The sequence below is a fragment of the Vibrio sp. SSH13-20 genome (genome assembly GCF_040104475.1).
In the GTDB taxonomy this organism is placed as follows: Bacteria; Pseudomonadota; Gammaproteobacteria; order Enterobacterales; family Vibrionaceae; genus Vibrio; species Vibrio harveyi.
On sequence record NZ_JBECOU010000001.1, the window covers coordinates 888,078 to 912,873 of the forward strand.

Genomic DNA, 24,796 nt, shown 5'->3' on the forward strand with positions numbered 1-24,796 from the left:
ATGAGCGAAGCTCAAATCATCTATTACGACTTGCTGCCTGATTACACGGTTTCCGTGTTAGTCAAAGGCTGTGATGAATGGGATTTGCTTAAGTCGATGTCTCATCTCGAGTCTTGGGCTTCGTCTCAATTTCTATCTTACGAGTTGGTTTCTATCACCAACACAACTTACCAAGAGCGCGTTGATTTAGGGGTGTTCGATGACTACTGCAACTAACATCCTTAAGAAGTTTGATGAGCAATCGGTTCATATTGACTACCTATGTTTTACATTTTCAGTCAAGGACTTACGCCATTGTCACAACGCGCTTCAACGTCTGCATAAGCATGAGGAATACCGAGGATTAGCGCCCAAATCTCTGTTACAGCGTAACTGTAAAGCACCTAAGTTCCCTGCTCCACCTCAGTTTAATTCGACCATTGCCAAGACGGCGGATGAGATTAATGCGTACAACGACGCCTTTGAAATCTGTTACCGAAATTACTTAGAAGAATGTCTTCGTATCTTCACCAATCAAGTGTTGGGCTTGTCGCTGTCTGCGCCTCGTGGGCTTGGTTTTCAGTTCTACACCGAATCCATGAAACTTACCTCAGCGAACGGTGAAGACTTCTGCGGTTTCGTTGGTATCGGTGGCAACAATGACACGGTGCATTTTCAGATTAATGGTAAAGGCTGCAAGCATGTCTTTGCGCGTCGCGCGCCTTGGTCACTGCATGATTGGCTGACTAACGTGTTGGGTGTGCAAACATTGGCGCGTGTTGACCTCGCTTATGATGATTACGACGGGATTTTTGATTGTGAATACGCGCGCACGGCCTGGAATGACAATGCATTTCGAACGGCTGAACGCGGTCGCAATCCAGTGCTGCATGTCGACCACACCATTGCGGGCTATCGCGGTGGTCGCCCTGATTACACCAAAGAGCAATATTCGATTGGCTCTCGTACCTCTCGCATTTACTGGCGTGTTTATAACAAGGCACTTGAGCAGAAACTCGCGAACACGGGGCTGGTTTGGTATCGCTCCGAGGTCGAACTTAAAAAATGGAACATCGACGTTCTGCTCAACCCAGCTGGTGCATTCGCTGCACTGAATGACTTCTCGGCGTCGATTTCTACCGCAAAGAAATTCAATACAAAACCTGTCCCGACCAAACGCGCGGCGTTAGACCTGTTGGCTTCGGCTCACTGGATGCGTCGTCAGTACGGGAAAATTCTCAACTCTTTAATCGAATTCCATGAGGGCGACATTGAAACCGTGTTCGGTTCCCTTGTCCGTGATGGAACGAAATTCACCTTCCCCGATACCTACGGCAAGTTGGTGACTCACATATTGGAGACTTAACAAATGGCTAAATCTGTTTTTGTTCTAGGCATGGACATCACTTGGAACTCAGCGCGTGGTGACAGTGCGCAACTGAACGTGTCACGTCCACTACGTGAAATTAACTCGGAGAAATTCAAGCGCCGCACCATTGGCGAATCGGGTGATGTTAACCCGCAATGGGATCAACCTTTGATGATTGATCATACTTACGCCCTGCTCCTTGAACGCACTGGCGCGCTTGTTCCTCGCCGTGAGTACGAGCTGCGTTTGGAAATCAACCCAGACGACCCATTGGCCGGTGCGATTGTGACGGAGTTGATCCCCGTCGACCAAGAAATCAAGAAGCATTTTGAAACTTCAATGAAAGCGCAAGGTTAATCCATGCCTATTTGTGTCGATGTTACTCGTCGTGGTTGGCTTCAAGCCACTGGAGAATCTACTCAGCACTGTAGTTCTTACGTGATGATGTCGGTCACTGACTTCAATCAATATCAAGAGCCTGTCGCCTTCAATAGCGACCTGTTCTTATATGTAAGTGGCGTGCTTTTGGTCAACATGATTGTTGGGCATTGGTCAGGCCGTGTTGTTCGCCTTATGAGTAAAAGGTAATTCTTATGAAAAAACTAGAACTTATTGTAAATAACGTAAAAAGCGCCGTGGTAAACAAGAAAGTCGCGGTGGGTGCTGCGCTTATGGTCGCGTCGGTTTCGCCTGCATTTGCTGACGGCATTACCGATGCCATCACAGCGGCTACAACCAGTGGTCAAGCTAACGTATCGTTGACGGTTGCAGGTCTTATCGGTATGGCGGCACTGGGCTTTGGTGTAACGATGATTGTTGGCTTCCTTCGTAAGTAACGGTTCGTCTCTATGCCTCCGATATCTGGTAATTTACTTGGGGATGTTCTCGCTATCGTTCTAGGTGTTGCTTTTGCGGGGGCATTTCTCCATGGCTTTGTGAGTGGCATCAATACTCACTAATCAGTGAATCAGGGGGCTTCGGCTCCCTTTTTTCTTGGTTGTTCTATGAAAAAACTACTTCACATCCTGCCGTTACTTTTGCTGTCCTTTTACGCAAATGCTAACCAAGTCTTTTATGCCAAGGTAACCAGCTTCGTTAACAGCGCTGAAGAGCCGCTTGCTCGCCAATGTGCGAACATCGGAGTGGGCTCTTATATCGGTTATTCCTCGGGTAATAAAACCATTCCTCTTCGGAAGATTTTGCCTAACGGCATCAACTGTATTTCTATCCAAATCGGTCCTTCTGCTTCGGTTATTTATACTCGTAACTCGGTTCAACATCGGATTTGGTTTAACTGGGAGTTTCAAGATACCTGCCCTGAAAATCAGGAATACAATCCGACTACCCGATTGTGTGAATCCCAATGTGAGTTTGGTGAAAACCCTGACGGCTCTTGTATGGATGCTTGCCAATTCAAGCAATCTGTCAATGAACAAAAGCTGCTTCATTGGTCAGCGTATGTTTATGGTCCTGAAGTGACTGGCGCCTGTTATGGTGATTTCGGTGCTACTCGATGTGAGTTGCGTCGACCTCCGGTCTCAGTGACGGTATGTACTGATGCGGATTCTGGTGAGTTTACGCAAAACACGACTTGCACATCACAGTTTGTCTTTACCGGAAAACAATGCGATGGCGGCACACTATTTTGGGGAAAGAATGGTCCAGATGATCCATTTGATCCAGATAACCCTGATGACCCAGAGCATAAACCTGACGACCCTACGGGTGACATCGAAGACCCAAGCGTCTTACCCGATGACTCCACCAATACGGTGACGCCTCCTGATGTGAATGACAAGCCAGATGTGGAAGACCCGGACACCGATGATTCAACAGACACGGCAGTTCTTTCCGCGATTAAAGGGCTCAATGCTGACGTGAACAGTGGCATTCATGACTTAAACGTCGATGTGAATGAATCCCACGCCAAGATTAACAATGCGGTCATTGACCTAAAAGCCTCGGTGGTCGGCAACACGCAAGCCATTCAAAAGCAGCAAATCAACGACAACAAGATTTACAACAACACCAAAGCGCTCATCCAACAAGCGAATGGGGACATCACCACCGCCGTGAATAAGAACACCAACGCAACCGTCAAAGGACTCAAAGAACTTGATGCTTCCGTTGGCGATTTGAACGGCAATTTAGATGACATCAAAGGACTGCTTACGGGCGGTAACTTTGGCTCACCCAATGGTGAGGATGTTGCCGAGGTTATCTTCTCTTCAGATGACTTTGTATCAATAAACGAAACCATTCACGACAAGCGCCAATCGATTCAAGATTACGTCGACCAGGTGAAAGGGCTGGTCTCTATCAGTACCAATTTTAATAACGGCTCACTCAGTGATAAGTCATTCACCGTTAAAGGCACTACGGTTGAATCGGGTTTACAACGTTTCGATTCGGTCTCTGGCTACGTTCGCCCAGTGGTGCTGTTTATCTGCGCTTTGATAGCACTTTGGATCTTGTTCGGTCCTAGGAGTAAATAACATGGATTACATCTACGCAGCTTTGGAGTTCATTGCCAATGTTGGTCAAACGCTGCTCGACTTCATTCAAAACATCCCTGACTTGATCATTAATTGTGTCGAGTATGCGGCGCTGTGGTGCATCTCCGTTTGGCTGGATATCAAAATCGCATCGATTCAGATTTCGTTGAGGATCGCGCAGACGTTACTGGCAGACTATGGCGTCTATACCTTGATTGAGAGTAACTTCAACTCCCTTCCCTCTGACGTGCGTTACATCCTGACTCAGTACGGGGTAACGTCTGGCTTGCGGGTTATCTTTGACTCGTTCGCCGCTTCGCTAGTCATGCGCTTCTTCAACTGGTGATAACATGGCAACTTCATTTCGATACGGTCATGGCGGCTCTTACAAATCAGCATGCGCAGTATGGTTTGACCTACTTCCGGCACTTCGTGAAGGTCGAGTCTGTATTACCAACATCCATGGCATGCAGCCCTTAGAAGTGATCGAGAAAAGACTCGGTGAGAAGTTTCCTGACAGTGCTCGCCTTATCCGCATTAGCTCTCGAAACCCTGACGGCTTCGAGCTTTGGAAGTACTTTTTCTGCTGGGCTCCTATTGGCTCTTTTATCCTCATCGATGAGTGTCAGCAAATCTATTCCACCAATGCTGGCTTCAAGATGGCGAACATACACAAGCGCCCTTTCTCTGATTTTGAGCCTCACTTACCGCAAGGATTCTCGGAAATCTTCCACTCTCGCTGGCTTACTGTGGATACCTCCAGTTTAGACCGTGGTGAAGTCGATGACTGCCAACGTACCCGCTTTGATGAGCAAGGTCGCATCATCTATCCCGAGAACTTCAACAACGCGTTTATGGAGCATCGCCATTACAACTGGGACATTGTGTTACTGACGCCCGACTTCGCTCAAATCCCTAAAGAGTTAAAAGGCGTCGCCGAGCTGGCAAAGCAACACAAAGGGAAAGACGGGATCTTCTTTTCTAATCGTAAGCCAAGAATATTGGAGCATGACCCGCTTCGTACTGTCACGGTGCCAAGTAAAGATGATGTGGTTTACAACCTAAAAGTCCCTCTCGATGTGCATTTGCTTTATGCCTCTACGGTGACTGGGCAAATCACTAAATCGGGGCTTGGTAAGAACATCTTTCTTAATCCTAAGTTCTTAGCCGCTGTGGCTATCTTCATTCTTTCAATGGGATATTTAACGTATGCGCTTATTGGTATTTTTTCTGGTTCTGAGGAGACATCTTCGCAAGGAACGCCAGCTCATCAAACTTCGCAGCAAGGTGCTGTTTCATCTTCAAACCGTCAAACGCGCCCTAATCAAAACCATGCGGTTCATTCTGTCGTGGGTTCTGGTGGTTCTGATTGTTCGGGCGCTGGTTGCGATGGTCGGTCTTATTATGATGTAGGCTCGGTTCCAGCTTGGTTCCCACTATCGAATTCTGAAAGTATCTATGTCTCAGCGGTTGAGCGCTGGTACAAGAAAAAAGTCGTTTACGTGAATGTTCATTTCGAAATCACCACACCTAGAGGTGTGTCTTATCTTGATGATGTGTTCCTAAAGAAAGTCGGCGTTCAGATGGAATACCTCGACGATTGCTTGGTGAAGCTATCGGACGGCGAATCTAACTTTTTTGTGACGTGTTCACCCTATGAGCAGATTGCGCAAAACCAGAAATCAGACATTGAGCTCAAGCCTGTTGGTGGGCTGTTTGGAGGCGATGAAAGCTAATGAACGAATACGTAACCCATGGGCAACTGCTCGAAATCATCGAACTGTTTGACCATCTCTCCATGCTTAACGCGATCATAGTCATCATTGTTTACGATCTCTTTCGTAGTGGTGTTCGAATGCTGTCTGACTATCTGAATAAGGAAAACGGACAATGAAGATGAAATCAGAAGAACGGTTTAATCGTGCGGTCTATAACTCCCCGCTTGGCGCGTTCGTTTTAGTTGGGCCACCGACATTTGAGCAGTTTCAGGAGCGTAGGCTATTTGTTTTACGGTTTGAGATAGCGATGAGCAAAGCCATTTATGGCTGAGTTCGTTTGCTATCAAAATACGAACCGGTGCCAGGATTATCGATGCTGTTTTGCCATCGTAATCGAACCAGGGAACTTGCTGCAGAGAGGTAAAATGATGGCAATTACAATTCGAGATACTCAGGAACACACAGAAATGCTCTCACAGCTGAAAGAGCAAACGGGCACATCAACTATGAGTAAAGCGCTGCTCAAAGGTGGTTACGAGGCTTTGAAGTACAAAGAGCTATACCTTGCAGAACGTAGGAAGAATGAACAGCTTAGAGGCGAACTGTATAGACATACAGAAGCAATCAATGACTATGTTGGTGCGCTCGATAGTTTACGAGAGTTAACGCAATAAGGATGGGCATCGCCCCGACCGAAGGGAGTCACCGAGATATAAGGAGTTGCGAAGCGACGACGAAGCACCGAGCCACCCACTACTGTCGATCTTGGGCACTTGCTTAGACTGGCGAGTGTCCCTATCTGCCCAAGCCAAATAGGTAATACCACCCCTCGCCCTGCCAGAATCTGCCTTGCAGAGACTCACCACATCAAAGGCGTTCGAACCTACTGGAACAAACCGAACCATCAACATCAAAGCTTTGCGAGTGTCGAGCAAGGCTTTTCCTGTATCAGATGAGACCTACCGACCAGAGCGCGTAGCAAGTGAGGACGGGCTAGGACGATTGCGCTACGTGCGCGGGAGGTCAAACCCCCGAATCTGTATTACGGGGGTAAATTCCACAGAACTATCGCAGTTCTCTGTACTGAGGCACTTAGTGTGCTGCTTTTTCGAATGCAGCTATTCCTGCTTCACATAATGGTCTTGTGACAGGCTTGAACGCAGCATCCATTTTTTTTAGACCGGAATCTGTATATCTAGCACACCACACATCATCTTCTCGTCCCGTAGTCTTATTCAAATAGTGGACACTTAGATAGCTGTAATCGTTAATCTCGACTTTTAGTATGTCAGAAGCATCGTATTTGTTCGGAAGTGAGACTAAAACTTGGTTGTTGTTAGTTGTGTGATTCGTAGTCTTACTTGGTGCGTATTCGTGAAAAGCCGATGTCTGACCATATGCAAGGTTTGCAACGGCAGCAAGTGCAAGTATTAGGCATTTATATTTCATCTTCTAGTTGTTCTCTCTTGGATGTTTATTGATATCTTTTGTGTTTTTGTTTGCGGGGATTTTCATTAAAAATACATATAAAATCAATTGCGCATGTAGAACCTGCTGAATAGATCACAGGCTTCTCTTTTCGGCTTTTGTATCAGTATCGAGAGTTTTGGTTTATAGAATAGAGCTACTTTTGCTAATATATATGTATATATATACAGTGTTTGTGATTTTATGCTGATTCGATACGTAAAGAGCCATGTTGGCCACCTACTCGACTCTGACGGTTTAGACATATACGGGAAGCATGTTGATGTTCCAGCGTTGCTGCGAGATGGCGAATATAAGTACAGTAAATTTCGAGGCATGATTAACGCTTTTGAGTGTGGTTCCTTTCAACGTGTTAAGTTGGTTGGCTTCACAGAATACAGCTTTGACGATGGGAAGAACTGGATAAAGATTCCAGAGAGTCACTATCTGATAGGTATAAGAAAATGGGGTGAGTTTTATGTTGTTCTATTTAACGGTAAGCCTAGAGCCAATGCATACTCTCCTAAGCAACCGGAACGTTACATCAACAACGTTCACTTCATTCATAACTCACGCTGATAGTTGCCCGCTCGTGACTTATCGAAATTTCTGTTATTTTTCAGTAACTCATGCTATAAAAACCAAAAAAAAATCAGGTTGTTTATGCAAAGAGTCATTGGCAAAGAGATGTACGAACAACTCGCTGCTGAATTAGGCATCGAGGAATCAGAACTCTATAAAACAAGAACCAACCATTTAGTCGCTATCCGTAATTACACATATCGTAGATTTACAGATATCAATGGTCTCATACGCAGTGGCCAGACAAATGAGAAGCACCAAATAGCGGTAGAACTACTTGTTCAAGCTTTGGAGAATCTACCAGTTTATGAAGGGCTCTTTGTAATTCGCTGGACAAACCTCTCTCCCGAGCATCTAGAACTTGTTAGTGAGGAAGGTAACCTAATCCAAGAGCCATCATTTACAAGTACCTCGCGTGATGCAGGTTTTTATTTGTCTGGTTGTGCCCATAGATTGCTAATAAAACACTATAATGGTAGATATATAGCTCCGTGGTCTTTTTATGATGATGATGAGGAAGAAGTTTTGATTCCTCCTCAAGCGGTTTTTAGGACTAAAGGCTATAGCGAGGAACACAGGTCGTTTTTACTGGAACAGCTTTCTGAAGAAGAAGTAGAAAGCTTAACAGAACAAGATACACAAGTACCTGTTGTTGAAGAAGTTTTGGATGGAGGTGAAGAATGATGAAATCAAAATCTAATTTTGATGACGCTTTGGAATGGTTAAACAACGCCACTCAAAGAGTTGTGTCTTCACGCCCGTTAAAAGAACGTTATGATAGTGAGTGGCAAAACACCTCTTTTATCAAAGCTAATGATAAAGAAGCTATCAGTAAGATGGTTGAGGAAAGAAGGAAGTTTTATCACAGCTACAACAAGGCTGTTGACTCAGTTTCTATTCGTGCTGCAGGTGAAGAAATCCGTCATGGAAAAATTCCTATTTCTGAGGGAGTTAAAGGACATGAGGCTTTTTATAACCTGATAATACATTCAGCCAAAAAAACGCTTAGAGATCACAAAGGGGCTTTGAAAAAAGGTTTAAGTGAATATTTAGACAGTTGCTATTTGTTAGCTCCAGGTGCTGGCTCTTTTATCTATCAAGCAGAGTTTGAGTTATCCTCTGACGTAAGTTGCCCTGTGGAAAATTCAGTTGGTGATTTATTTGAAGAATGTCAGGGAGACTTCGTTCGTAGTATCAATGAGAATTTAGCGCATAACCTATTCGAACTGAGTAAGTTTACAAAAGAGAATGTAAACCCAAGTTATTCGAAGCTCATACAGCATGGAATTGACCCTAAACTATGTAGTGACTTCCTTCAACTCTTCTCAAAAAGCGCTGAGAAAATAGAGTTTAGTTTCGATTGGGCATCATCTTGTAAAGTCGATCATAAACCACTACCAACTCTGATTGTCTTTGAAGAGAATACTAAAACACGTTTACAGTCTTATAAAGAAACATTGAAAAACTTTTCTGATGAGTACTTTAAAAACGTTCCTGTTTATATTGAGAAAAAGTCAGTACCGCTTTCTAATAGAAATAAGCATGTTGTATTCTTTAAGTTTGATGTTAAGAACCGTCAATACAAAGGAAGTCGCGATATAGAAGAAGGTGCTTTTAATGAACTACCTGTAGGAGACTTTGTTTTTGCTGATATTGAAGCAGTAGTCTCAGATACGAGTAAGAAAATTGATCTCATAGATATTAGCTTTAAGCTGTAGATTAAGGGCTCCTGATGGAGCCCTTTTTATTATTCCATCATATTTTTTAGTGCCCTTGCATACTTGAGAACAAGTCCTGCAGACTCTAGATCTGTAAGCGCACCAATTTCTAACAACGCAATTCCAGTCAAAACTTGTTGAGCAGTAACCAGCTGTCCAGTCGGTAGCTCTAATCTATCGTGATGCATCTTAAAGTGTTCCCACTGCTCAGATGAACTTAGTTCTCTTCCTTTTGTCATCCGCATAAGCCTTTTACACTCCGGTGGAATCGTTTTTCCCTTATCCCATTCTTTGACTGTTCTCACAGTTTTTAAACAAAGTTCAGCAGCTTGTTCGACGGATAAACCACATTCAAACTCACGAAAAATATAGTTTTTTGTCATTTCGTGATACTTCATTGAATTGTCCCTCAAAAGAGGAACATATTATAAATATTGAATATGCAACTACATTAAACATAAGCAAATATAATGCGCACTCTAGATGTAGGCGCAAAGTTGTAATGTCACTATTTAACCCAAGTTAAAATGTCCTCCTAAGATTAACAACATTGTTTGCTTTTGAGGTTTTACCCGGTGTCGATTACGAATGGATGATCGCCGACGGACTTGCGGTCCCACACTCTAAACGCAAGCCCCGGGTTTACTAACCTCGTTACCGACCTGATTGTTGTCATGTTTCACGAATCATTCCGCACACTCTTTTGGCGTGAGTTTAAATCTATTAAGCAAGGCGCTGATTACTTTCATGTAACCAAACCAACCGTTGTACGTTGGCTTGATGGCACCATGCCTGTTAACCCGATGGCAGAAAAACTTCTACTCATCAAATCACTTGGTTACTTGCCTAATGATATTCGTTGGTCTGGTTTTCGTGTTTGTGAGCAACGGGCTATCATCATCACGCCGTCTGGCCGTGAGTTCAGCCCTAAAGAATTAGAAAGTTTTGTGTTCTGGCGTGACGAACATCGTCAGCTAGTCGAGACATTTGGGCATATAGACCAATCAAAGGTCTATCCTGCTAAAGAAAACAAAGGCGGCCGTCGAATGAAAGCCGCCGAATGGGTTCCTAGTAAACTTAAATGAGTTAACTTTGCGATTCTAAAGTTTCGATTAGACGTGAAACCTTTTCAAACACTTCATCAAAAGTGATGATTTGAACATCTTTTAAATTGTTTCGATAGAGTTCAAATGCTTCTTTCTTGCTTGAGCATGTTAGTTCTTTAGTATTGCCCAGAATTACATAAAGTAGCGGTTTAAATACATCAATTTGCTCATCATCGTTTCTTGATTCATAGAGCAATGTCATTGTATTTTTCACCAACATGTTGGAGTAGTTTAGAATCTGCCCTACAGAGCCAGATACTTCAGACGACATACTATACGTTTGTCTATATGGCTCTCCGATAATCTTTGTTTCGGGAGTCTTTATCTCGATCAAAACTGGATTTTCCGTTTGGGCTGACTTGAACATAAAGTCAACTAGGTTTCCACCTTGGTTGAAGACTGATTTACCACCAGTATACGCGCCACCTTTGAGTTTATATGCAGGAATACACAGAATATTGCTTAGAATATAGGGATTTTCTTCAAAATACTTTTGCCACATCCCCTCATCTTTAGAGTACTTATTCTTTTCCCAGTACTCCAGCGAAGCTTTTAATGTAGTAATGCCAGTAATAGCATTTAATTTACTAATGTCATCAGCTGGCAACTGTGAAAGCGTACTTAAGATAAGGTCCGAATGCTTGCTATTGGTAAGCATCTGAGCAACTTTCTTCATAATGTTGAATGAGTCGCCATTCCTTAAGTCCAGAATCTCGTCAATTTCATGCTCCTTGATAGTCAGCAACTTTTGAACCGATTCTTTCCTATCATAATCTACTTTCACATAACTTGATTTACCTTGCTTAAGCTCAAGATTCATTTTGCTAGAGAAAATTGCGCCAACAGAACGCAAAAACTCCCCTAGTTCGTCACTGGTCAGTGATAGTCTTACGCCTTCGCCTTTTTTTAACGAACTTAACTTAACTGTATCTACATCTTGCCATTCATCAGCTTTACCTTTTTTCTGATAAAGGAAGTCCCCTTTGATCCAGAATTTTTTGTTTGGATCACGGATTATCGTTGGCTTGAATACAAGACGAACACGATCTGTTTGTTTTATGCTGATTGCTTCCATGTCTTGACTTGACTCAATAGTTTGTAGAGAGGCGTCTGCATCTAAGGGTGTTAGTGACAATGGAGTTGTTTCTGCTGTTGTCGGAGACGTTGTTGTGACAGTTAAGTTTTCATTCATTTATAAATACATGCCTTAATGGAATCATTACCCATTGATTTTATCAGGAATTATATAAAAAAGCGCGATATGCAATTAAGGCAAACTGTCAGAGTAATTACCTCCCTACTTAGAATAATTAAAGCTGAGGTTATTCCCTCGGCTTTCCTGTAGGCTTCTTGATTTTGGTGGACGTCGATGAAAACGAATTGGAAGCCTGTCAAGGTCAATCAACCTGCCAAATGTATTGGCTCCCTGCCCGTTGTTGGAATCCTCTTTGACTCTGAGCGAAAAGACTAAGCAACCAATTGAAGCTAACTCCCTCCACATCTAACGCTCTGTTAACAAAGGTACGTTTAGGATTACTGCTCCTTACTATTCCTTACATACATCAATAAGTCTCTCCTATATATTCTTTCGCAGCTCTAAATAAAACAATATAAATAAGACAAGACAGGTAGGAGAACCATCGTATGGTTATTTTCACAGCGGATTCGCTAGCATTGATGCTGGATCTATTAAAACAGGCAGATTTCAAAACGAACCATTTCTATTTTAACAATGGTCATCAGCAAGATCAGGTTGTCGGGTTAGACATCCAATATGAGGACTTTGAATGCAATGGCTCTTTTCAACGCTTAGAGACCCGTTATCGCTTAAAGCTAACCAATGGTGAACGAGTTGAATTTTGGTTCAACCGTGGTCAAATGAAGATCAACACGATTAAAGCATCACAACCAATGACTGACATTGGTACCCCAACTCAAATTTCGCAATACAACTTCTAACTTTCTCTCTGCTTCATGCAAAAAAGCCGAACCCCATCGCCAAGGGTTCGGCTTTTTAATAGGCTTCTCACTGATCATTGGTACGTAAAACTTAACTTTCTTGAAGCCTGTCTAGGTCAATAGACATGACAAAGGTAGCGAGTCGATTGCCAGTATGTAAATCATCATTAGTGTAGGTCTGAAGCTCGTCGCAAGGTTTAAGTGTTTGGCTTAATGTTTGTACATGATGCTTAGACGGGTAATACATTTCTTTCTCGAAATAATGTAATTCAAACTTCTTCGTCTCGTTTCTTCCTGGTTCTTTTTTCACTGCTCCGTGTGACCATCTAGAGATGGTAGTAGCCTACTACGGCTATTTGAACGAGAGCGTGAATCTACACTTGGCTCTGTTCCAGTCTTTCGTTGTGACGCGGTAACTACTTAGTAAAACGCTTACCCCTCCATAGACACGCATAGATGTAACTTGAAGATCATTTACATCGATTCTACTGCTTTAGATTTTATTTCTTCATACCCCTAATCCGATTGTTTTTTGATGTCGCCTTATTTTAAGGCGGGAATTTGTGTCTCGACCAAATTTTGTTCGCAAGCGCTTACTGTTCTCTAATAGCCCGTTATTCAAAAGCTAAGTTCTGAAAATTTGTTGTGACGCTGTCTCTTTTAGATTTTTACAGCATAAATCACTACCAAAATTATTCACAAATAATTGGTCTGTAATTAAATTACACAATGGTTGTTTGGTATTGTTCGTTGTGGAGATTTGTTCTTTCGTAACTCATTGAAATATAGCCTGTTTGCTTTGTTTTTATGTGATTGCCATACATTCACCCCAGCCTGAGTGCGCGATGGTTAATGCAAGTTAGTAAAATTTTACTAACTCATTACTCTAGTGGTAACAGTTGTTTTGCGCTTGTTTTTAGTGACGTGGTAACGTCGAATTTTAATTGATTGGCGGGACTATTGCTGCGGGAGGATTTGATTTTCGATAGATACAAAAAAGCAGGGTCATTGCCCTGCTCTTTGGAATTTTCTTAGCTTTGTTGCTTTGCTGCGTATTCGGCTCGAATCTGCTCTGCAACAATCTTGATTGCTTCTGCTGTGCTCGTCCCTTTCGTCATCAATTCTTGGATGCGCTCAACAGCTTGTTGTTGTTCTTCGTGGGACAGAGGTGGTAAATCGTCAAACATAAAAAAAGCTCCTCATTGTGAGGAGCTGACTATAACGATTCGCTTAGTAGGTCGCAAGGAAATTAATTGAAGCCCCCATTGCGTCTTCGTTAGTGTACTGTGCGGCGATATCTACTTCGATTAGATTTAACGGTGACAGTCCGATACCTGCAGTAATTGTGCCTTCGTCATCCGAACGCGCTAGGTTTTTCATGTAACCGCCACGCAGAGCTAGTTGACGCAGTACATCGATTTCGAAACCGGCACGAATCATTTGAGTGTTGTCATCGAACGTAGAGAACTTTTTCTCTTCATTCAAATCGTAGTCAACGCTGAAGCTAAAGTAGTCCGCTACGTAGCCTGCACCCACAGTGTAAAGGGGACGCATGCTGTACTCATATGAATTGATGTTGTAATTATTCCCGCCCTGAGTGAACGTAAACGCTTTTGTTTTCACATCACGACCAATCAAGTTTTTAGCTGAAATACCTAATCGGTAAGGACCGAAGAACCACAATGCACCGGCATCTAGGTTAAACATGGTTTCTGCGGTTTCATTTTCGCGAAGATCTTTGGTATCGAAAGACGCAAAACTTGTAGCGTATGAGTAAGTGTATATACGCTGCAGTTTTGGAGTTATACCAAAGGACAAGTGTTGATTCATGAAGTTAGCGTATTTCGCTAAAGAGATCCCCGCCTCTGCTACACCGATTGAAACGCCTCGAACATAGTTTTTGTCGATGTCCGTAACGTCGTTAACTTCCGGTTGAACAAAGGATTCTGTGTAGAGCTTTCCGTAAGCGGTCGCAGATAGGAATTTGTTAGGGATACCAACAGCAACAACACCACCGATATCGAAATCCATTTTTTGACCGTTGATGCCATTCAGACCTTTTGCGATCTCTGCTGGATCTGTGAGTTTGCCGATTCTTTCGATTTCATCAATCAGACCGTTTTGGTCGTTATAATTGATACCGAAACTTGGCACGATCATGCCTGCATCATCGTTACGACGATAGATTGCGGTCAGTGCTGGGTTAAAGAATGGCGCGGTTAGGTAAGAGGCAGATACAGTGCCCACTCCACCCATCGCATCACTGCGTGCTTCAATTGCGTAAGTTGCAGCAGAAGCAGCGCCGGAGAACAGCGCTGCAGTCATGGTGGTGGCTAAAATTTTGAATTGTGTCTTCATACTACACTTGTGTTTTCGTTCTTCCTGAACTTATATCGGCACAAATGTAATTTCTTTAGCTATTCTTCGAGAGAAACATCATAGGTTCGGCTAATAGTTTGAGCTTGCTCAACAATAATGTCACCTTGCCAACGACGACTGTTGATACTTACAGCTAAAACATAGCGATCATTTGGTATTCCCTCTAACTCTAATGAGTTTGGATAATTCGACTCATACGTTTTTTTCCACACTTGTTCATACTGGCCTTCAACGTAATCGTAAAGTCCGACTTCAAGTTGTGGTAAAGGACAATGCGGGTTGCGTAGCGCGCTCTTTTCTACTTTCCAGTTTTCTTTGGAGGTCCAACGAACATATTGTGAAGAATTTGAATCACCTAATATTACCCAAGTTCTGTAAGTGCGTTTGTCTTTTGTCGTCACAGATAGGTGGTATAAGCCAGCGTCTAGTTTACCCGTAAGGTTATAGCGCTTGAGGAAGTTACGTTCGTTGGCTAATTCCGTCCCTTGTTGAGGCTCTTCGTAGTTAAAAGAACTATCCGCCGAGATTGAGCTATCAACCCAACGACGAAAAGAAATGTCATCGATGTCGGTTGTTGCACGTAGCTTAACGACTAAGCGATAGGTATCACGCCCGGGGCTTTGTATGGTTTGACGGATAACGTTAATCCCGCTTATCCACTCCGGTAGAGTCACTCCCGTTAAAGATTTTCCACAGTCTTTTGATAGTGATTGAGCGAGCAAGTCATTAAGGTGTGGTCTTAGTTCTTTATTAGGTTCACTTTGCCAAAGTTCGACAAGAGAGTTGAACATGCCACCGAGGTCATCTTCTAAAAGATGTTGGTGTGCTTGTGTCAGCGGTGTGTTGGATTGAAACCAGTCCGTTGCATGGACTGGTTTCACTAACAGTAATGATAGAACTACAGGAAGTAGTGTTTTCATTCTTGTTCTTACGCTTTCATCTTGTAACCAACGCCGCGAAGCGTTTCGATTTCAAGACCTGGTAACTTCTGGCGAAGCTGCAGTACGTGTGTGTCTACAGTACGTGTGGTTGGGAAATGGTTGTAACCCCATACATGGTCAAGTAGCTCATCACGAGTAAAGACACGACCTAGGTTTGATGCTAAGAACAATAACAAGTCAAACTCGGTACGAGTCAAAGTGATCATCTCCCCTTTGAAAACGACTTCGCGTGTTGCACGGTCGATTTCTAGGTCTTTAGTCATGACTTTATCGGCATTACCTTGTTCTGCTGAATCTGGTGCACGCAACTGTGCACGAATACGTGCAAATAGCTCCGCTTCAGCAAACGGTTTTGTTAAGTAATCGTTCGCGCCAGAGTCAAGACCCGCAACTTTATCTTTAACTGTCACCAGTGCAGTCAGCAGAATAACTGGGACATCTTTAATTTTTTTCCATTCAGGAAGTGATTGTACCGAATCACCATCAGGCAGTTGGCGATCGAGAATGACTAAGTCAGCCTTTTTCCATTGTGGCTCAACGTCTGAAATACGCTCCACATGTAAACACTCATATCCTGCTTGTTCCAGGCTTACTAACAGGCCGTCAGCCAAGTTTTTATCGTCCTCAACGAGAAGCAGTGTCTGTTTCACAAGGTATCTCCAATATAAAGGTTGTAGGTGGTCCCATTAGGGACATTTTTCCGCCCATGCGGCCTACCATTGATTCAACTATTGTTAATCCAAGCCCTAGTCCGCTCTTACTAACAAACGGTTTTCTTAGGTTTGCCCAATCTTTTGCAGTCAAGCTGCCGGCATCTATGACTTGGATAATGATTTTTTCTGCACTGGTTTCAACACGAAGTTCTACCGGTGCTTCGCCATACTTCAATGCGTTACGCAGCAAGTTATCGATACAGGTCCCGAGCCAATACACGTTAACTTTCGCAGCTACATCTTCATTAATTTTGAAAAGTACAGCGTTATCAAATTCTTCTTCAATCTTATATTCTAGCCATTCTGCAACGGATGGAACCCAGTCTGTTGCAAGCATTTGGTTATCAGATTGCAAATAATCTTTACTTGCTTCTGCTAACTGGCGTAATCGGCGCGTATCTTCACACAATCGACGGAATTCATCGTAGACACTTTCCGGAAGGTGTTCAAACTCTCGACGAAACCCTTCTACAGTTAGCGACAATGATGCGATCGGCGTTCTCAGTTCGTGCGTTAAAATTTGCAGAACCAACATACGGCTGCGCATTTCTTCACGCTTGCTATTCCAACGATATACCGCCCAACCGATCACCAACAAAATGTTGGCGATGACGAGGATGATCATACTGATCCGCAACACTTGCGAGTGATCTTCCACATCCCAACAAATGTTGCCACGTTTTACGAAGCAGCTTCGGCTTTCTGATGCTAAACCGTAAGACAGACCGGCGTTTGCAACGTTCTCCTGCCATACGTTTTTAGCGAATACAAAATAATGGTCGCCACGGCGAAGCCACAGTTCTTTGCCTTCAATGAACATACTTGCACCAGCGATGAGTGCATTAATTGCATCGTCATCCATGTTTTGCAGGCTAGAAAGCAGTTCATCTCCTTCATCATTACTTCTCTCTTTGATATGCATGTACTGAGCAAGTTTGTTACGTAGCTCAGGATACTTTTCCGCATAACGCGCTGCGTATGTACCACCACCTGGGTGGATCAGACCGCTTCGAGAAAACCAACGTGGTGTAAGCTGCGTCCCTTTACATATGGCACGCGTAAACACCAAAGGTTCAGTAATTAAAGGGCTTAACGGTAATTTTCCGCGACATGTGTTCGCCAAACGGTACAACTGCTGGATGTCTTTCAGCGGGTAATCTGCGGTTTGTGGCAGCATTGAATCCGGAGAAAGCAACTTAGTTGGGTAGTTAGATTGCAGTATGCGTATATCATACGATTTAAGAGCCACTTCATAATTAAATAGCTCTGTAAATGTATCTATTCGTTCTGGTAATGAATCTGCAAATGCGGGTGCCGAAAAAAGTGGCAGCATTAGAGCAGAACGGAGCAAAAACTGTTTAATCAAACTGTTACCGTTACTTGTTATATTAGCCAGAACTATACATCAATAAACAAGCAAATGACATTAGACGGCTTAAGGATTTGCAGTACTATAACATTGAAAGAGCACAAAAAAAGGCCAGCGAATGCTGACCTTGATTAGTTTTAAAGCAACTTATTTTAAAGTGCTTTGAAAATCGCCTCGACACTTTCTTTCGCATCACCGAATAGCATTGAGGTGTTTTCTTTAAAGAACAATGGGTTCTGAACACCTGCATAGCCAGTATTCATTGAACGCTTGAATACGACTACGTTTTGCGCGTTCCAAACTTCCAATACAGGCATACCTGCAATTGGGCTATTTGGATCTTCTAGTGCTGCTGGGTTAACTGTATCGTTCGCGCCGATAACAAGAACCGTATCCGTTTCTGGGAAGTCATCGTTGATCTCGTCCATTTCTAGCACGATATCGTAAGGAACTTTAGCTTCCGCTAGCAGTACGTTCATGTGACCAGGTAGGCGACCCGCTACTGGGTGAATACCAAAGCGAACTTCGATTCCTTGAGCGCGTAGCGTTTCAGTAATCTCGTGAACAGGGTATTGCGCTTGAGCTACTGCCATACCGTACCCCGGAGTGATGATCACTGATTTTGAGTTCTTCAGCATTTCTGCAACTTCTTCAGCTGACGTTTCACGATGCTCGCCCTGCTCTTCATCACTGGAAATCACAACTTCTTGACCAAAGCCGCCTGCAATTACACTCACGAATGAGCGGTTCATTGCTTTACACATGATGTAAGACAGGATGGCGCCTGAAGAACCAACCAGTGCACCAGTCACGATCAGAAGATCGTTTGCTAGCATGAAACCAGCCGCTGCTGCTGCCCAACCTGAGTATGAGTTCAGCATTGAAACGACTACTGGCATATCTGCACCACCAATCGATGCAACCAAATGGTAGCCGAATGCAAACGCTATTAGCGTCATGATGATCAATGCGAACATGCTGCCGTCAGCTTTTACGAAGTAAATCATAAGAAGCGTAGAAACGACGATCGCCGCAAGGTTCATTTTGTGCTTGTGAGGCAAGTTAAGTGGCGATGATGAGATGATGCCACGCAGTTTACCAAACGCTACGATAGAACCGGTAAAGGTCACTGCACCGATGAATACACCAAGGAATACTTCAACAAGGTGAATCACGTGTTCAGCGTGCATACCAGCAAGGTCAGTTGAAACTGGTGCTGGTGGCTCTAAGTAGCTGTTAAAGCCAACAAGTACTGCTGCCATACCTACAAAGCTGTGTAGAATCGCAACCAGTTCTGGCATTTCAGTCATTTCTACTTTCTTCGCGTAGTGGATACCGATACCACCACCGATCACCATTGCAATAATGATCCACGCAAAACCTTCCGCATTTGGGCTGAAGATCGTCGCGATAAGCGCGATCGCCATACCCGCAATACCGTAGTAGTTACCGTTTCTTGCCGATTCTTGTTTAGAAAGTCCCGCGAGACTCAAGATGAAAAATAGCGCAGCAATGATGTATGCCGCTTGTACTAATCCTGCAGACATTGGTTACTCCTATTATTTATCTTTGCGGAACATTTCAAGCATACGTTTGGTCACGGTAAAGCCACCAAAGATGTTAATGCTTGCAATGAGAACAGCAATGAATGATAGGAAGGTAACAACGCCATTACCCTGACCGATTTGTAGCAGTGCACCTACTACGATAATGCCCGAAATCGCGTTCGTTACAGACATTAGAGGAGTATGCAGAGCATGTGTTACGTTCCACACTACGTAGTAACCTACCACACACGCCAACACAAACACGGTGAAGTGAGACAGGAAAGCTGCTGGAGCGACAGACGCTACCCACGCAAACGCACCAACGCCTACTGCCAGTGCACCAAACTTCTTAACTGGTGACGTTGGTTCTTCAACTTTAGGTTGTGGCTTAACAGGTTCTTGTGGTTTAGCTTGTGGCTGCGCAGACACCTGAATCGGTGGTGCAGGCCAAGTAACCTCGCCTTCTTTCACTACAGTGACACCGCGAAGAACAACATCTTCAAAATCAATGTTGATGTTGCCATCTTTCTCTTTGCACAGCAGCTTTAGAAGGTTTACAAGGTTGGTCGCGTATAGCTGAGAAGATTGCGTTGGCAGTCGACCTACCATATCGGTGTAACCAACGATTTTCACGCCGTTAGCCGTTGTGATGACTTGATCTTTTACAGTGTATTCACAGTTACCGCCATTTGCTGCTGCAAGGTCAACGATAACGCTACCGGCTTTCATACTATCCACCATCTCTTTGGTGATTAGCGTCGGAGCCGGTCTACCCGGAATTAGTGCGGTGGTGATGATGATATCAACGTCTTTAGCTTGCTCTGCGTACAGCTCAGCCGCTTTTTTGTTGAACTCATCTGACATTTCTTTCGCGTAGCCGTCGCCTGAGCCCGAGTCTTCTTTGAAGTCTACAGTCAGGAACTCTGCACCCATCGATTCAACTTGCTCTTTTACTTCAGGACGAACATCAAAAGAGCGAACGATAGCACCAAGACTACCAGCAGCGCCGATCGCCGCAAGACCCGCAACACCGGCACCTGCAACCAACACTTTCGCTGGTGGAACTTTACCTGCTGCCGTAATTTGACCAGTAAAGAATCGACCAAACTCATGTGCAGCTTCAACCACTGCACGATAGCCAGCAATATTAGCCATAGAAGAAAGTGCGTCTAATGCTTGCGCACGAGAGATACGAGGAACGGCGTCCATTGCCAGAACGTTAATGTTCTTGCTAGAAAGTTGTTCCATTAACTCTGCATTTTGAGCAGGCCAGATGAAGCTTACTAGTGTTGCGCCATCTTGTAGTAATGCGATTTCGTCGATGCCTTTCTCTTCATCCACGAGCGGCGCATTGACTTTAAGGATTAAGCCTGATGTCCATACTTCTTCACTAGATACAATTTTCGCCCCTGCGGCTTCATAAGCTGCATCGTCGAAACTGGCTAGCACCCCCGCTTGAGATTCGATAGCGACATCGAACCCCAACTTAATTAACTGCTCAACCGACTTTGGTGATGCAGCTACTCGCGATTCACCTGCGAGTATTTCTCTAGGTACACCGATTTGCAAAACGCATACTCCTTGTATACATATCAATAATTAGTCCCAAAACAGAGCGTAGCTCTACTCTAATTCTTTTTTATTTCTATCTGTTTACGACGCAAGATAAATGCAAACGAATGATGGTGTTTGGGGTCACCCACTTGCATAGTCACATCTTGACTAACAGCCCTGTTATTATTCTGTTTTTATCTAACGTCAATCGTGACTTCAAGTGTTTTGTAATAAAAATACTAAATTTCATTACATATAACGCCACGGAATGAATAATTCTCCACTTCGCGCTGAAAAATAACAACGATTAGCATGACTAAGCAGAGGTCTAACCAGACACACTCTAACTGCTTATTTAACAGATATTTAAGCCTAAAAAAGAAAGAGAGCCATCAGCATATACACTAATGGCTCTCTTTAAGATGATTCGTATCAAGTTGCAGTGAATTCTTAATCGAAGATCTTTTCACCCATTTGGTCAATAAACATCTGCGATTTTTTGAGCATCAGTTCATTGGCGTCTTGCTCTGAACCCAATAAATCAGAACGGATAAAACGATGTGACTTCACTTCGCCATCAAAGTCTTTTTCGATACGTCCAGCAATACGGTACTGACCGCCTTCTGAAAGGCTTTCTTGATAGATTAGGTACCCTTTGTACTCAACTGGTTCAACCGTTTTTACTTCAGCAGCTTTTTCACTGCCACCGAACAAGCGTGAAAAGAATCCCACGGTTCCTCCTTGGGGATGCACACTATCTGTACCTTCTCTTAGATACTAATGAACATCGATTATTTTATGTTGACGTTGAGGATCGGTTTTTCGAACCAATCCAGTTCTTTGTCTTCATCATAACTGGTATGGGACAAAATTACAGGCACATCATTGTTACGATTTTTGCGTCTGTCTTCTAGGATCATTGCCGCTGCATTTTGGACTGCGATATCAACACTTTGCTTAAACTGAGCCAGCTTTCGCTCAGGAAGTGCAGAAAGAAAATCGATGTCGTGTCGAATATAAACCGGTTTTAACTGTATGAGCGCGAGGCAGGCAATATCGGCGAGCTGCTCATTGTCAAACTCATCGATATACTGCTCTGAAGCAAGCACCTGTCCTACCAAAGTTTCCATGTAATTGTGTACGTCTGAACTGATCTGCATCGATTTTCTCCTTTGTTCAACACTTTGAAAGTATAGCACCCACAAGTTACATGCAACTTGTTGATTGCTCTTAATTTAATCAACCTCTCTCTTTTTGTAAGCATTGACTGTAAAATGCTTGGAAATTTCCTAAATACACGTATTCTTGTTAGTTTTGAAAGCATGTGAATTTATACTGTTCACACACGGTATTAATTGAATGCTTAATGTAACTCATTAGATATATTCAACTATTTGAAGGTAATTTGTAGTAGATGGCTTCATCTTTAATGACCTCCCCAGGCTTTAGGTTTCTATTCCCAATTTTGTTATTGGGTATGGTCAGCGTGGGTATGGATAGCATTATTCAGATGACTCAGTCGAACTGGGGAATCGCTGCAAACTTGCCGTATATTTTGCTCGGCTGTGCACTACTAATGTGTTACTCGTTCAAGCAAGGTCGCGAGTCCATGGTGTGTATCGCTATGCTCCTCGCTTATTTTGTGATTCAGCACCGCTTACAGGTACCACTTCAAACTGGCACAGCTCTTTTAGAGCTTACCATCCTCGCAAGTTTGCTTCCTGTGTCTTTCTTAGCTGTTTTTCTCTTCAATAAAGAAGGCTTCGATTCACGAGCAACCCTAACGTACATGTTGATGTTGATCCTGTTTGTGTTTTGGTCTTACGTAACATTGACGTATTACGTCGAAGGCGGCTTTGAACAGTGGACTAATGGTATCTTGTTTATCGTACCGAGTATCTCCAAGCTTCCTTTGGTCTTGGTGCTTTACTGCATTGGCATTGTCTGTTTTCTTGGAATCTTAGTGCTTAAGAAGAACAAGATCATCCATGCAATGACCTATTCTGCAATGGTTCTGGCATCAGCAACGTTTATTTTCTTCGATGTTCAATACATATCTAGCACCATGTTCACGCTAACTGGATTGTTGATCATCATCTACTCAACATCAGCAAGTCATCAGCTGGCATTTACTGACAGCCTGACGCTCATCCCAAGCCGCCGCGCATTAGATTTAGACTTAAAACATATGGGGCGAAAGTTCACCATTGCGATGCTCGATGTGGATCATTTTAAGAAATTCAATGACACCTATGGGCATGATACTGGTGATGATGTATTGAAGATGGTGGCTTCTCGCCTAATGAAAACCCAGGGCGGCGCCAAGGTATACCGCTTTGGTGGAGAAGAGTTCACGATCGTTTTCAAAGGCAAGTACACCGAAGATTGCGAAACGCATGTGGAAGAAGTTCGCGAACTGATTGCACAATATGAAATGATTCTACGCGATCAAGACAACCGTCCTGAAGATAACAAACAAGGTCGTAAAAAACGTGGTAATACCGATCCGAAGAAGAAAACCGTGTCAGTAACGGCAAGTTTTGGTGTGGCAGACAGCCGCAGTGCTCGCAATCCTGCTGATGTTATTAAGTTAGCGGATGACGCCTTGTACAAGGCGAAAAAAGCAGGCAGAAACTGCGTTAGGTTCTGCCACGCTTAATCCGTATTACATCAATGTACGGACATTATGCTTGGTTGAAGAAAAGCACCAAGCTTCCCCCCTTGAATGCACTACCATAGTTCAGGCTCATCCCCACACCGATGTTAACGACAAACGGAATTTTGACTGGCGGAGTCATCAACCAGCCCATACTTGCTTCGTAGTAGTAGTCTGTGTTTAACGGCTTTTTCGTGTCTCCACCAATGTCTACACGATTAAAACTGGTATAAAACGATTGGACCATATTTTGCCAAATAGCCAACCGATGGAAGACTTTCACGCCATTGACCCAGTACCAACCTTCGGGATTAATAGCATCATCTCCCTTCCCTAGATTGATGCCAAAACCATTGAAATAGTGTGGTGAGGACCAAAAGTACCACTGTCCAAAATGACCGTAAGGGCTGTATTTTACAGTCGCGTTAAGTTCACCAACCATAGCGACAGAGCTCGTGTTGACATAAACGCCATCAATCTGGTCTCTATAGTCTTCTAATGTATCACTCTGGTACGCATAGTTATTTTGGTAATACATGACGTGTGTACCTGCCGCCGCGCTTAACGTTACATTTCGGTTGAGATACGCTTCCTGTTCGACTTCTAAGTAGCCACCAAAAGTCAACTCATCCATTTCGTCGGGTGTACTCGACTCAAATGCGGATATTTTTTGTTGAGCAGACAGTAAATACCCCCTTCCATTTACCTTAGTTTGATAAGGAGAATAACGATAATGGTTAACGGGAACACTGAATGGCAAAGACATCACAGAGACTTTTTTTCGTAAATCGACGGATTCACTGTCACCCAACGATTCATCATCAAGGTTAAGGAACTCATTAGGGTCGAAGTTTGAAAATCCAAACGTGAAAACATCGCTGTCAGAAAGCACAATGCTGGATGCAAAGTTATAATCGAACTCTTTTTGAAGTTGTTTTTGAACCGTACTGGAATAAGAAGAAGTAGAGGCGAAAACCATCGCCAGACAAGCCAACTTACGCATAACTCTTATGTGTTTGTTATCGCCGTTCCATGACTTGGTTTATGTGCTTATGTTCCTATTAAGCAAAATGGGGCGCGATTTTGGCTTGGAGAAGAAATAAATGCAAATGTTTTCTTTATGCCTAGGAGCGGTTGCGTTTTCAAGCGGTTTTATGCTGGTTTATTAAGCAGTATTTGTTTGGAAGGCTAAACGACACAGTCCTTGCCTCGCCTAAAATAATTTTGACTAGGCGTCCCTCATC

The 24,796-nt window shown here is 43.5% G+C and carries 28 protein-coding genes; 16 read left to right on the forward strand and 12 right to left on the reverse strand.

Features of this window, described 5'->3' with window-relative positions:
• The 13 genes from ABMY42_RS03895 to ABMY42_RS03955 all read left to right on the forward strand — a co-directional run bounded on the left by ABMY42_RS03895 (position 1) and on the right by ABMY42_RS03955 (position 9,328).
• Entirely contained in the window at positions 1-216 is a 216-nt protein-coding gene (locus ABMY42_RS03895) for a hypothetical protein (RefSeq protein WP_349266001.1), read from the forward strand.
• Positions 200-1,345 (forward strand): replication initiation factor domain-containing protein, encoded by a 1,146-nt coding sequence (locus ABMY42_RS03900; protein WP_349266002.1) that lies wholly within the window; start codon positions 200-202, stop codon positions 1,343-1,345. The genes ABMY42_RS03895 and ABMY42_RS03900 overlap by 17 nt, the downstream gene beginning before the upstream one ends.
• A 3-nt stretch (positions 1,346-1,348) precedes the next feature.
• Positions 1,349-1,705: a DUF1293 family protein gene (locus tag ABMY42_RS03905; protein WP_017190168.1), complete on the forward strand. Its 357-nt coding sequence runs from the start codon at positions 1,349-1,351 to the stop codon at positions 1,703-1,705.
• 3 nt (positions 1,706-1,708) lie between these two features.
• Entirely contained in the window at positions 1,709-1,936 is a 228-nt protein-coding gene (locus tag ABMY42_RS03910; protein WP_045487871.1) for a hypothetical protein, read from the forward strand.
• 5 nt (positions 1,937-1,941) lie between these two features.
• Positions 1,942-2,184 (forward strand): hypothetical protein, encoded by a 243-nt coding sequence (locus ABMY42_RS03915; protein WP_349266003.1) that lies wholly within the window; start codon positions 1,942-1,944, stop codon positions 2,182-2,184.
• Between the two features lie 168 nt (positions 2,185-2,352).
• Positions 2,353-3,843 (forward strand): hypothetical protein, encoded by a 1,491-nt coding sequence (locus ABMY42_RS03920; RefSeq protein WP_050933580.1) that lies wholly within the window; start codon positions 2,353-2,355, stop codon positions 3,841-3,843.
• A gap of 1 nt (position 3,844) precedes the next feature.
• Complete coding sequence (locus ABMY42_RS03925) at positions 3,845-4,189, forward strand: DUF2523 family protein (protein ID WP_349266004.1); 345 nt, start codon at positions 3,845-3,847, stop codon at positions 4,187-4,189.
• Between the two features lie 4 nt (positions 4,190-4,193).
• Positions 4,194-5,579, forward strand: coding sequence for a zonular occludens toxin domain-containing protein (locus ABMY42_RS03930; protein WP_274884485.1), 1,386 nt, complete (start codon positions 4,194-4,196; stop codon positions 5,577-5,579).
• The gene (locus ABMY42_RS03935; protein WP_005445749.1) at positions 5,579-5,737 is read left to right on the forward strand and encodes a hypothetical protein; all 159 of its coding nucleotides are present in this window, start codon (positions 5,579-5,581) and stop codon (positions 5,735-5,737) included. The genes ABMY42_RS03930 and ABMY42_RS03935 overlap by 1 nt, the downstream gene beginning before the upstream one ends.
• Before the next feature lie 252 nt (positions 5,738-5,989).
• Positions 5,990-6,235, forward strand: coding sequence for a hypothetical protein (locus ABMY42_RS03940; RefSeq protein ID WP_349266101.1), 246 nt, complete (start codon positions 5,990-5,992; stop codon positions 6,233-6,235).
• Between the two features lie 997 nt (positions 6,236-7,232).
• A complete protein-coding gene (locus tag ABMY42_RS03945) occupies positions 7,233-7,607 on the forward strand; it encodes a hypothetical protein (RefSeq protein WP_349266005.1) in 375 nt (124 codons plus the stop codon).
• A gap of 84 nt (positions 7,608-7,691) precedes the next feature.
• Complete coding sequence (locus tag ABMY42_RS03950; RefSeq protein WP_349266006.1) at positions 7,692-8,294, forward strand: ADP-ribosyltransferase; 603 nt, start codon at positions 7,692-7,694, stop codon at positions 8,292-8,294.
• Positions 8,291-9,328 carry a hypothetical protein gene (locus ABMY42_RS03955; RefSeq protein WP_349266007.1) on the forward strand — a complete coding sequence of 346 codons (1,038 nt, stop codon included), beginning with the start codon at positions 8,291-8,293 and terminating at the stop codon, positions 9,326-9,328. Before ABMY42_RS03950 ends, ABMY42_RS03955 begins: the two co-directional genes overlap by 4 nt.
• Before the next feature lie 29 nt (positions 9,329-9,357).
• Here the strand turns inward: ABMY42_RS03955 and ABMY42_RS03960 are convergent, their stop codons facing one another.
• A complete protein-coding gene (locus ABMY42_RS03960) occupies positions 9,358-9,726 on the reverse strand; it encodes a regulator (protein WP_349266008.1) in 369 nt (122 codons plus the stop codon).
• Positions 9,727-10,002: 276 nt separating this feature from the next.
• On the opposite strand from ABMY42_RS03960, the gene ABMY42_RS03965 reads away from it, so the two are divergent.
• Complete coding sequence (locus ABMY42_RS03965; RefSeq protein WP_349266009.1) at positions 10,003-10,413, forward strand: phage protein; 411 nt, start codon at positions 10,003-10,005, stop codon at positions 10,411-10,413.
• Position 10,414: 1 nt separating this feature from the next.
• Here the strand turns inward: ABMY42_RS03965 and ABMY42_RS03970 are convergent, their stop codons facing one another.
• Positions 10,415-11,626 carry a Shedu immune nuclease family protein gene (locus ABMY42_RS03970; protein WP_349266010.1) on the reverse strand — a complete coding sequence of 404 codons (1,212 nt, stop codon included), beginning with the start codon at positions 11,624-11,626 and terminating at the stop codon, positions 10,415-10,417.
• 452 nt (positions 11,627-12,078) lie between these two features.
• Between ABMY42_RS03970 and ABMY42_RS03975 the strand changes: the two genes are divergently transcribed.
• Positions 12,079-12,393: a hypothetical protein gene (locus tag ABMY42_RS03975; RefSeq protein ID WP_005451803.1), complete on the forward strand. Its 315-nt coding sequence runs from the start codon at positions 12,079-12,081 to the stop codon at positions 12,391-12,393.
• A 1,031-nt stretch (positions 12,394-13,424) separates the two neighbouring features.
• Here the strand turns inward: ABMY42_RS03975 and ABMY42_RS03980 are convergent.
• From ABMY42_RS03980 to ABMY42_RS04020, 9 genes are all read right to left on the reverse strand, one after another.
• On the reverse strand, positions 13,425-13,580 hold the full coding sequence (locus ABMY42_RS03980) for a YoaH family protein (RefSeq protein WP_005446846.1): 156 nt from the start codon (positions 13,578-13,580) through the stop codon (positions 13,425-13,427).
• A 43-nt stretch (positions 13,581-13,623) separates the two neighbouring features.
• A complete protein-coding gene (locus ABMY42_RS03985) occupies positions 13,624-14,751 on the reverse strand; it encodes a conjugal transfer protein TraF (protein WP_005446848.1) in 1,128 nt (375 codons plus the stop codon).
• Positions 14,752-14,810: 59 nt separating this feature from the next.
• Positions 14,811-15,692, reverse strand: a complete 882-nt coding sequence (locus ABMY42_RS03990) for a DUF2861 family protein (protein WP_005446850.1) — start codon at positions 15,690-15,692, stop codon at positions 14,811-14,813.
• An 8-nt stretch (positions 15,693-15,700) separates the two neighbouring features.
• Positions 15,701-16,363 (reverse strand): response regulator transcription factor VxrB, encoded by a 663-nt coding sequence (gene vxrB / locus ABMY42_RS03995; protein ID WP_005446851.1) that lies wholly within the window; start codon positions 16,361-16,363, stop codon positions 15,701-15,703.
• Positions 16,338-17,759 (reverse strand): sensor histidine kinase VxrA, encoded by a 1,422-nt coding sequence (vxrA, locus tag ABMY42_RS04000; protein ID WP_301182665.1) that lies wholly within the window; start codon positions 17,757-17,759, stop codon positions 16,338-16,340. The genes vxrB and vxrA overlap by 26 nt, the downstream gene beginning before the upstream one ends.
• 188 nt (positions 17,760-17,947) lie before the next feature.
• The gene (gene pntB / locus ABMY42_RS04005; protein ID WP_005446861.1) at positions 17,948-19,342 is read right to left on the reverse strand and encodes a Re/Si-specific NAD(P)(+) transhydrogenase subunit beta; all 1,395 of its coding nucleotides are present in this window, start codon (positions 19,340-19,342) and stop codon (positions 17,948-17,950) included.
• Positions 19,343-19,354: 12 nt separating this feature from the next.
• The gene (locus ABMY42_RS04010; RefSeq protein ID WP_009696668.1) at positions 19,355-20,911 is read right to left on the reverse strand and encodes a Re/Si-specific NAD(P)(+) transhydrogenase subunit alpha; all 1,557 of its coding nucleotides are present in this window, start codon (positions 20,909-20,911) and stop codon (positions 19,355-19,357) included.
• Positions 20,912-21,346: 435 nt separating this feature from the next.
• Positions 21,347-21,628, reverse strand: coding sequence for an HlyU family transcriptional regulator (locus ABMY42_RS04015; RefSeq protein WP_005446863.1), 282 nt, complete (start codon positions 21,626-21,628; stop codon positions 21,347-21,349).
• 59 nt (positions 21,629-21,687) lie between these two features.
• Positions 21,688-22,056: a late competence development ComFB family protein gene (locus ABMY42_RS04020; RefSeq protein WP_005446871.1), complete on the reverse strand. Its 369-nt coding sequence runs from the start codon at positions 22,054-22,056 to the stop codon at positions 21,688-21,690.
• 254 nt (positions 22,057-22,310) lie between these two features.
• Between ABMY42_RS04020 and ABMY42_RS04025 the strand changes: the two genes are divergently transcribed.
• On the forward strand, positions 22,311-23,555 hold the full coding sequence (locus ABMY42_RS04025; protein WP_009696667.1) for a GGDEF domain-containing protein: 1,245 nt from the start codon (positions 22,311-22,313) through the stop codon (positions 23,553-23,555).
• Between the two features lie 25 nt (positions 23,556-23,580).
• Here the strand turns inward: ABMY42_RS04025 and ABMY42_RS04030 are convergent, their stop codons facing one another.
• On the reverse strand, positions 23,581-24,555 hold the full coding sequence (locus tag ABMY42_RS04030) for a Solitary outer membrane autotransporter beta-barrel domain (protein WP_349266011.1): 975 nt from the start codon (positions 24,553-24,555) through the stop codon (positions 23,581-23,583).
• Between the last annotated feature and the right edge of the window lie 241 nt (positions 24,556-24,796).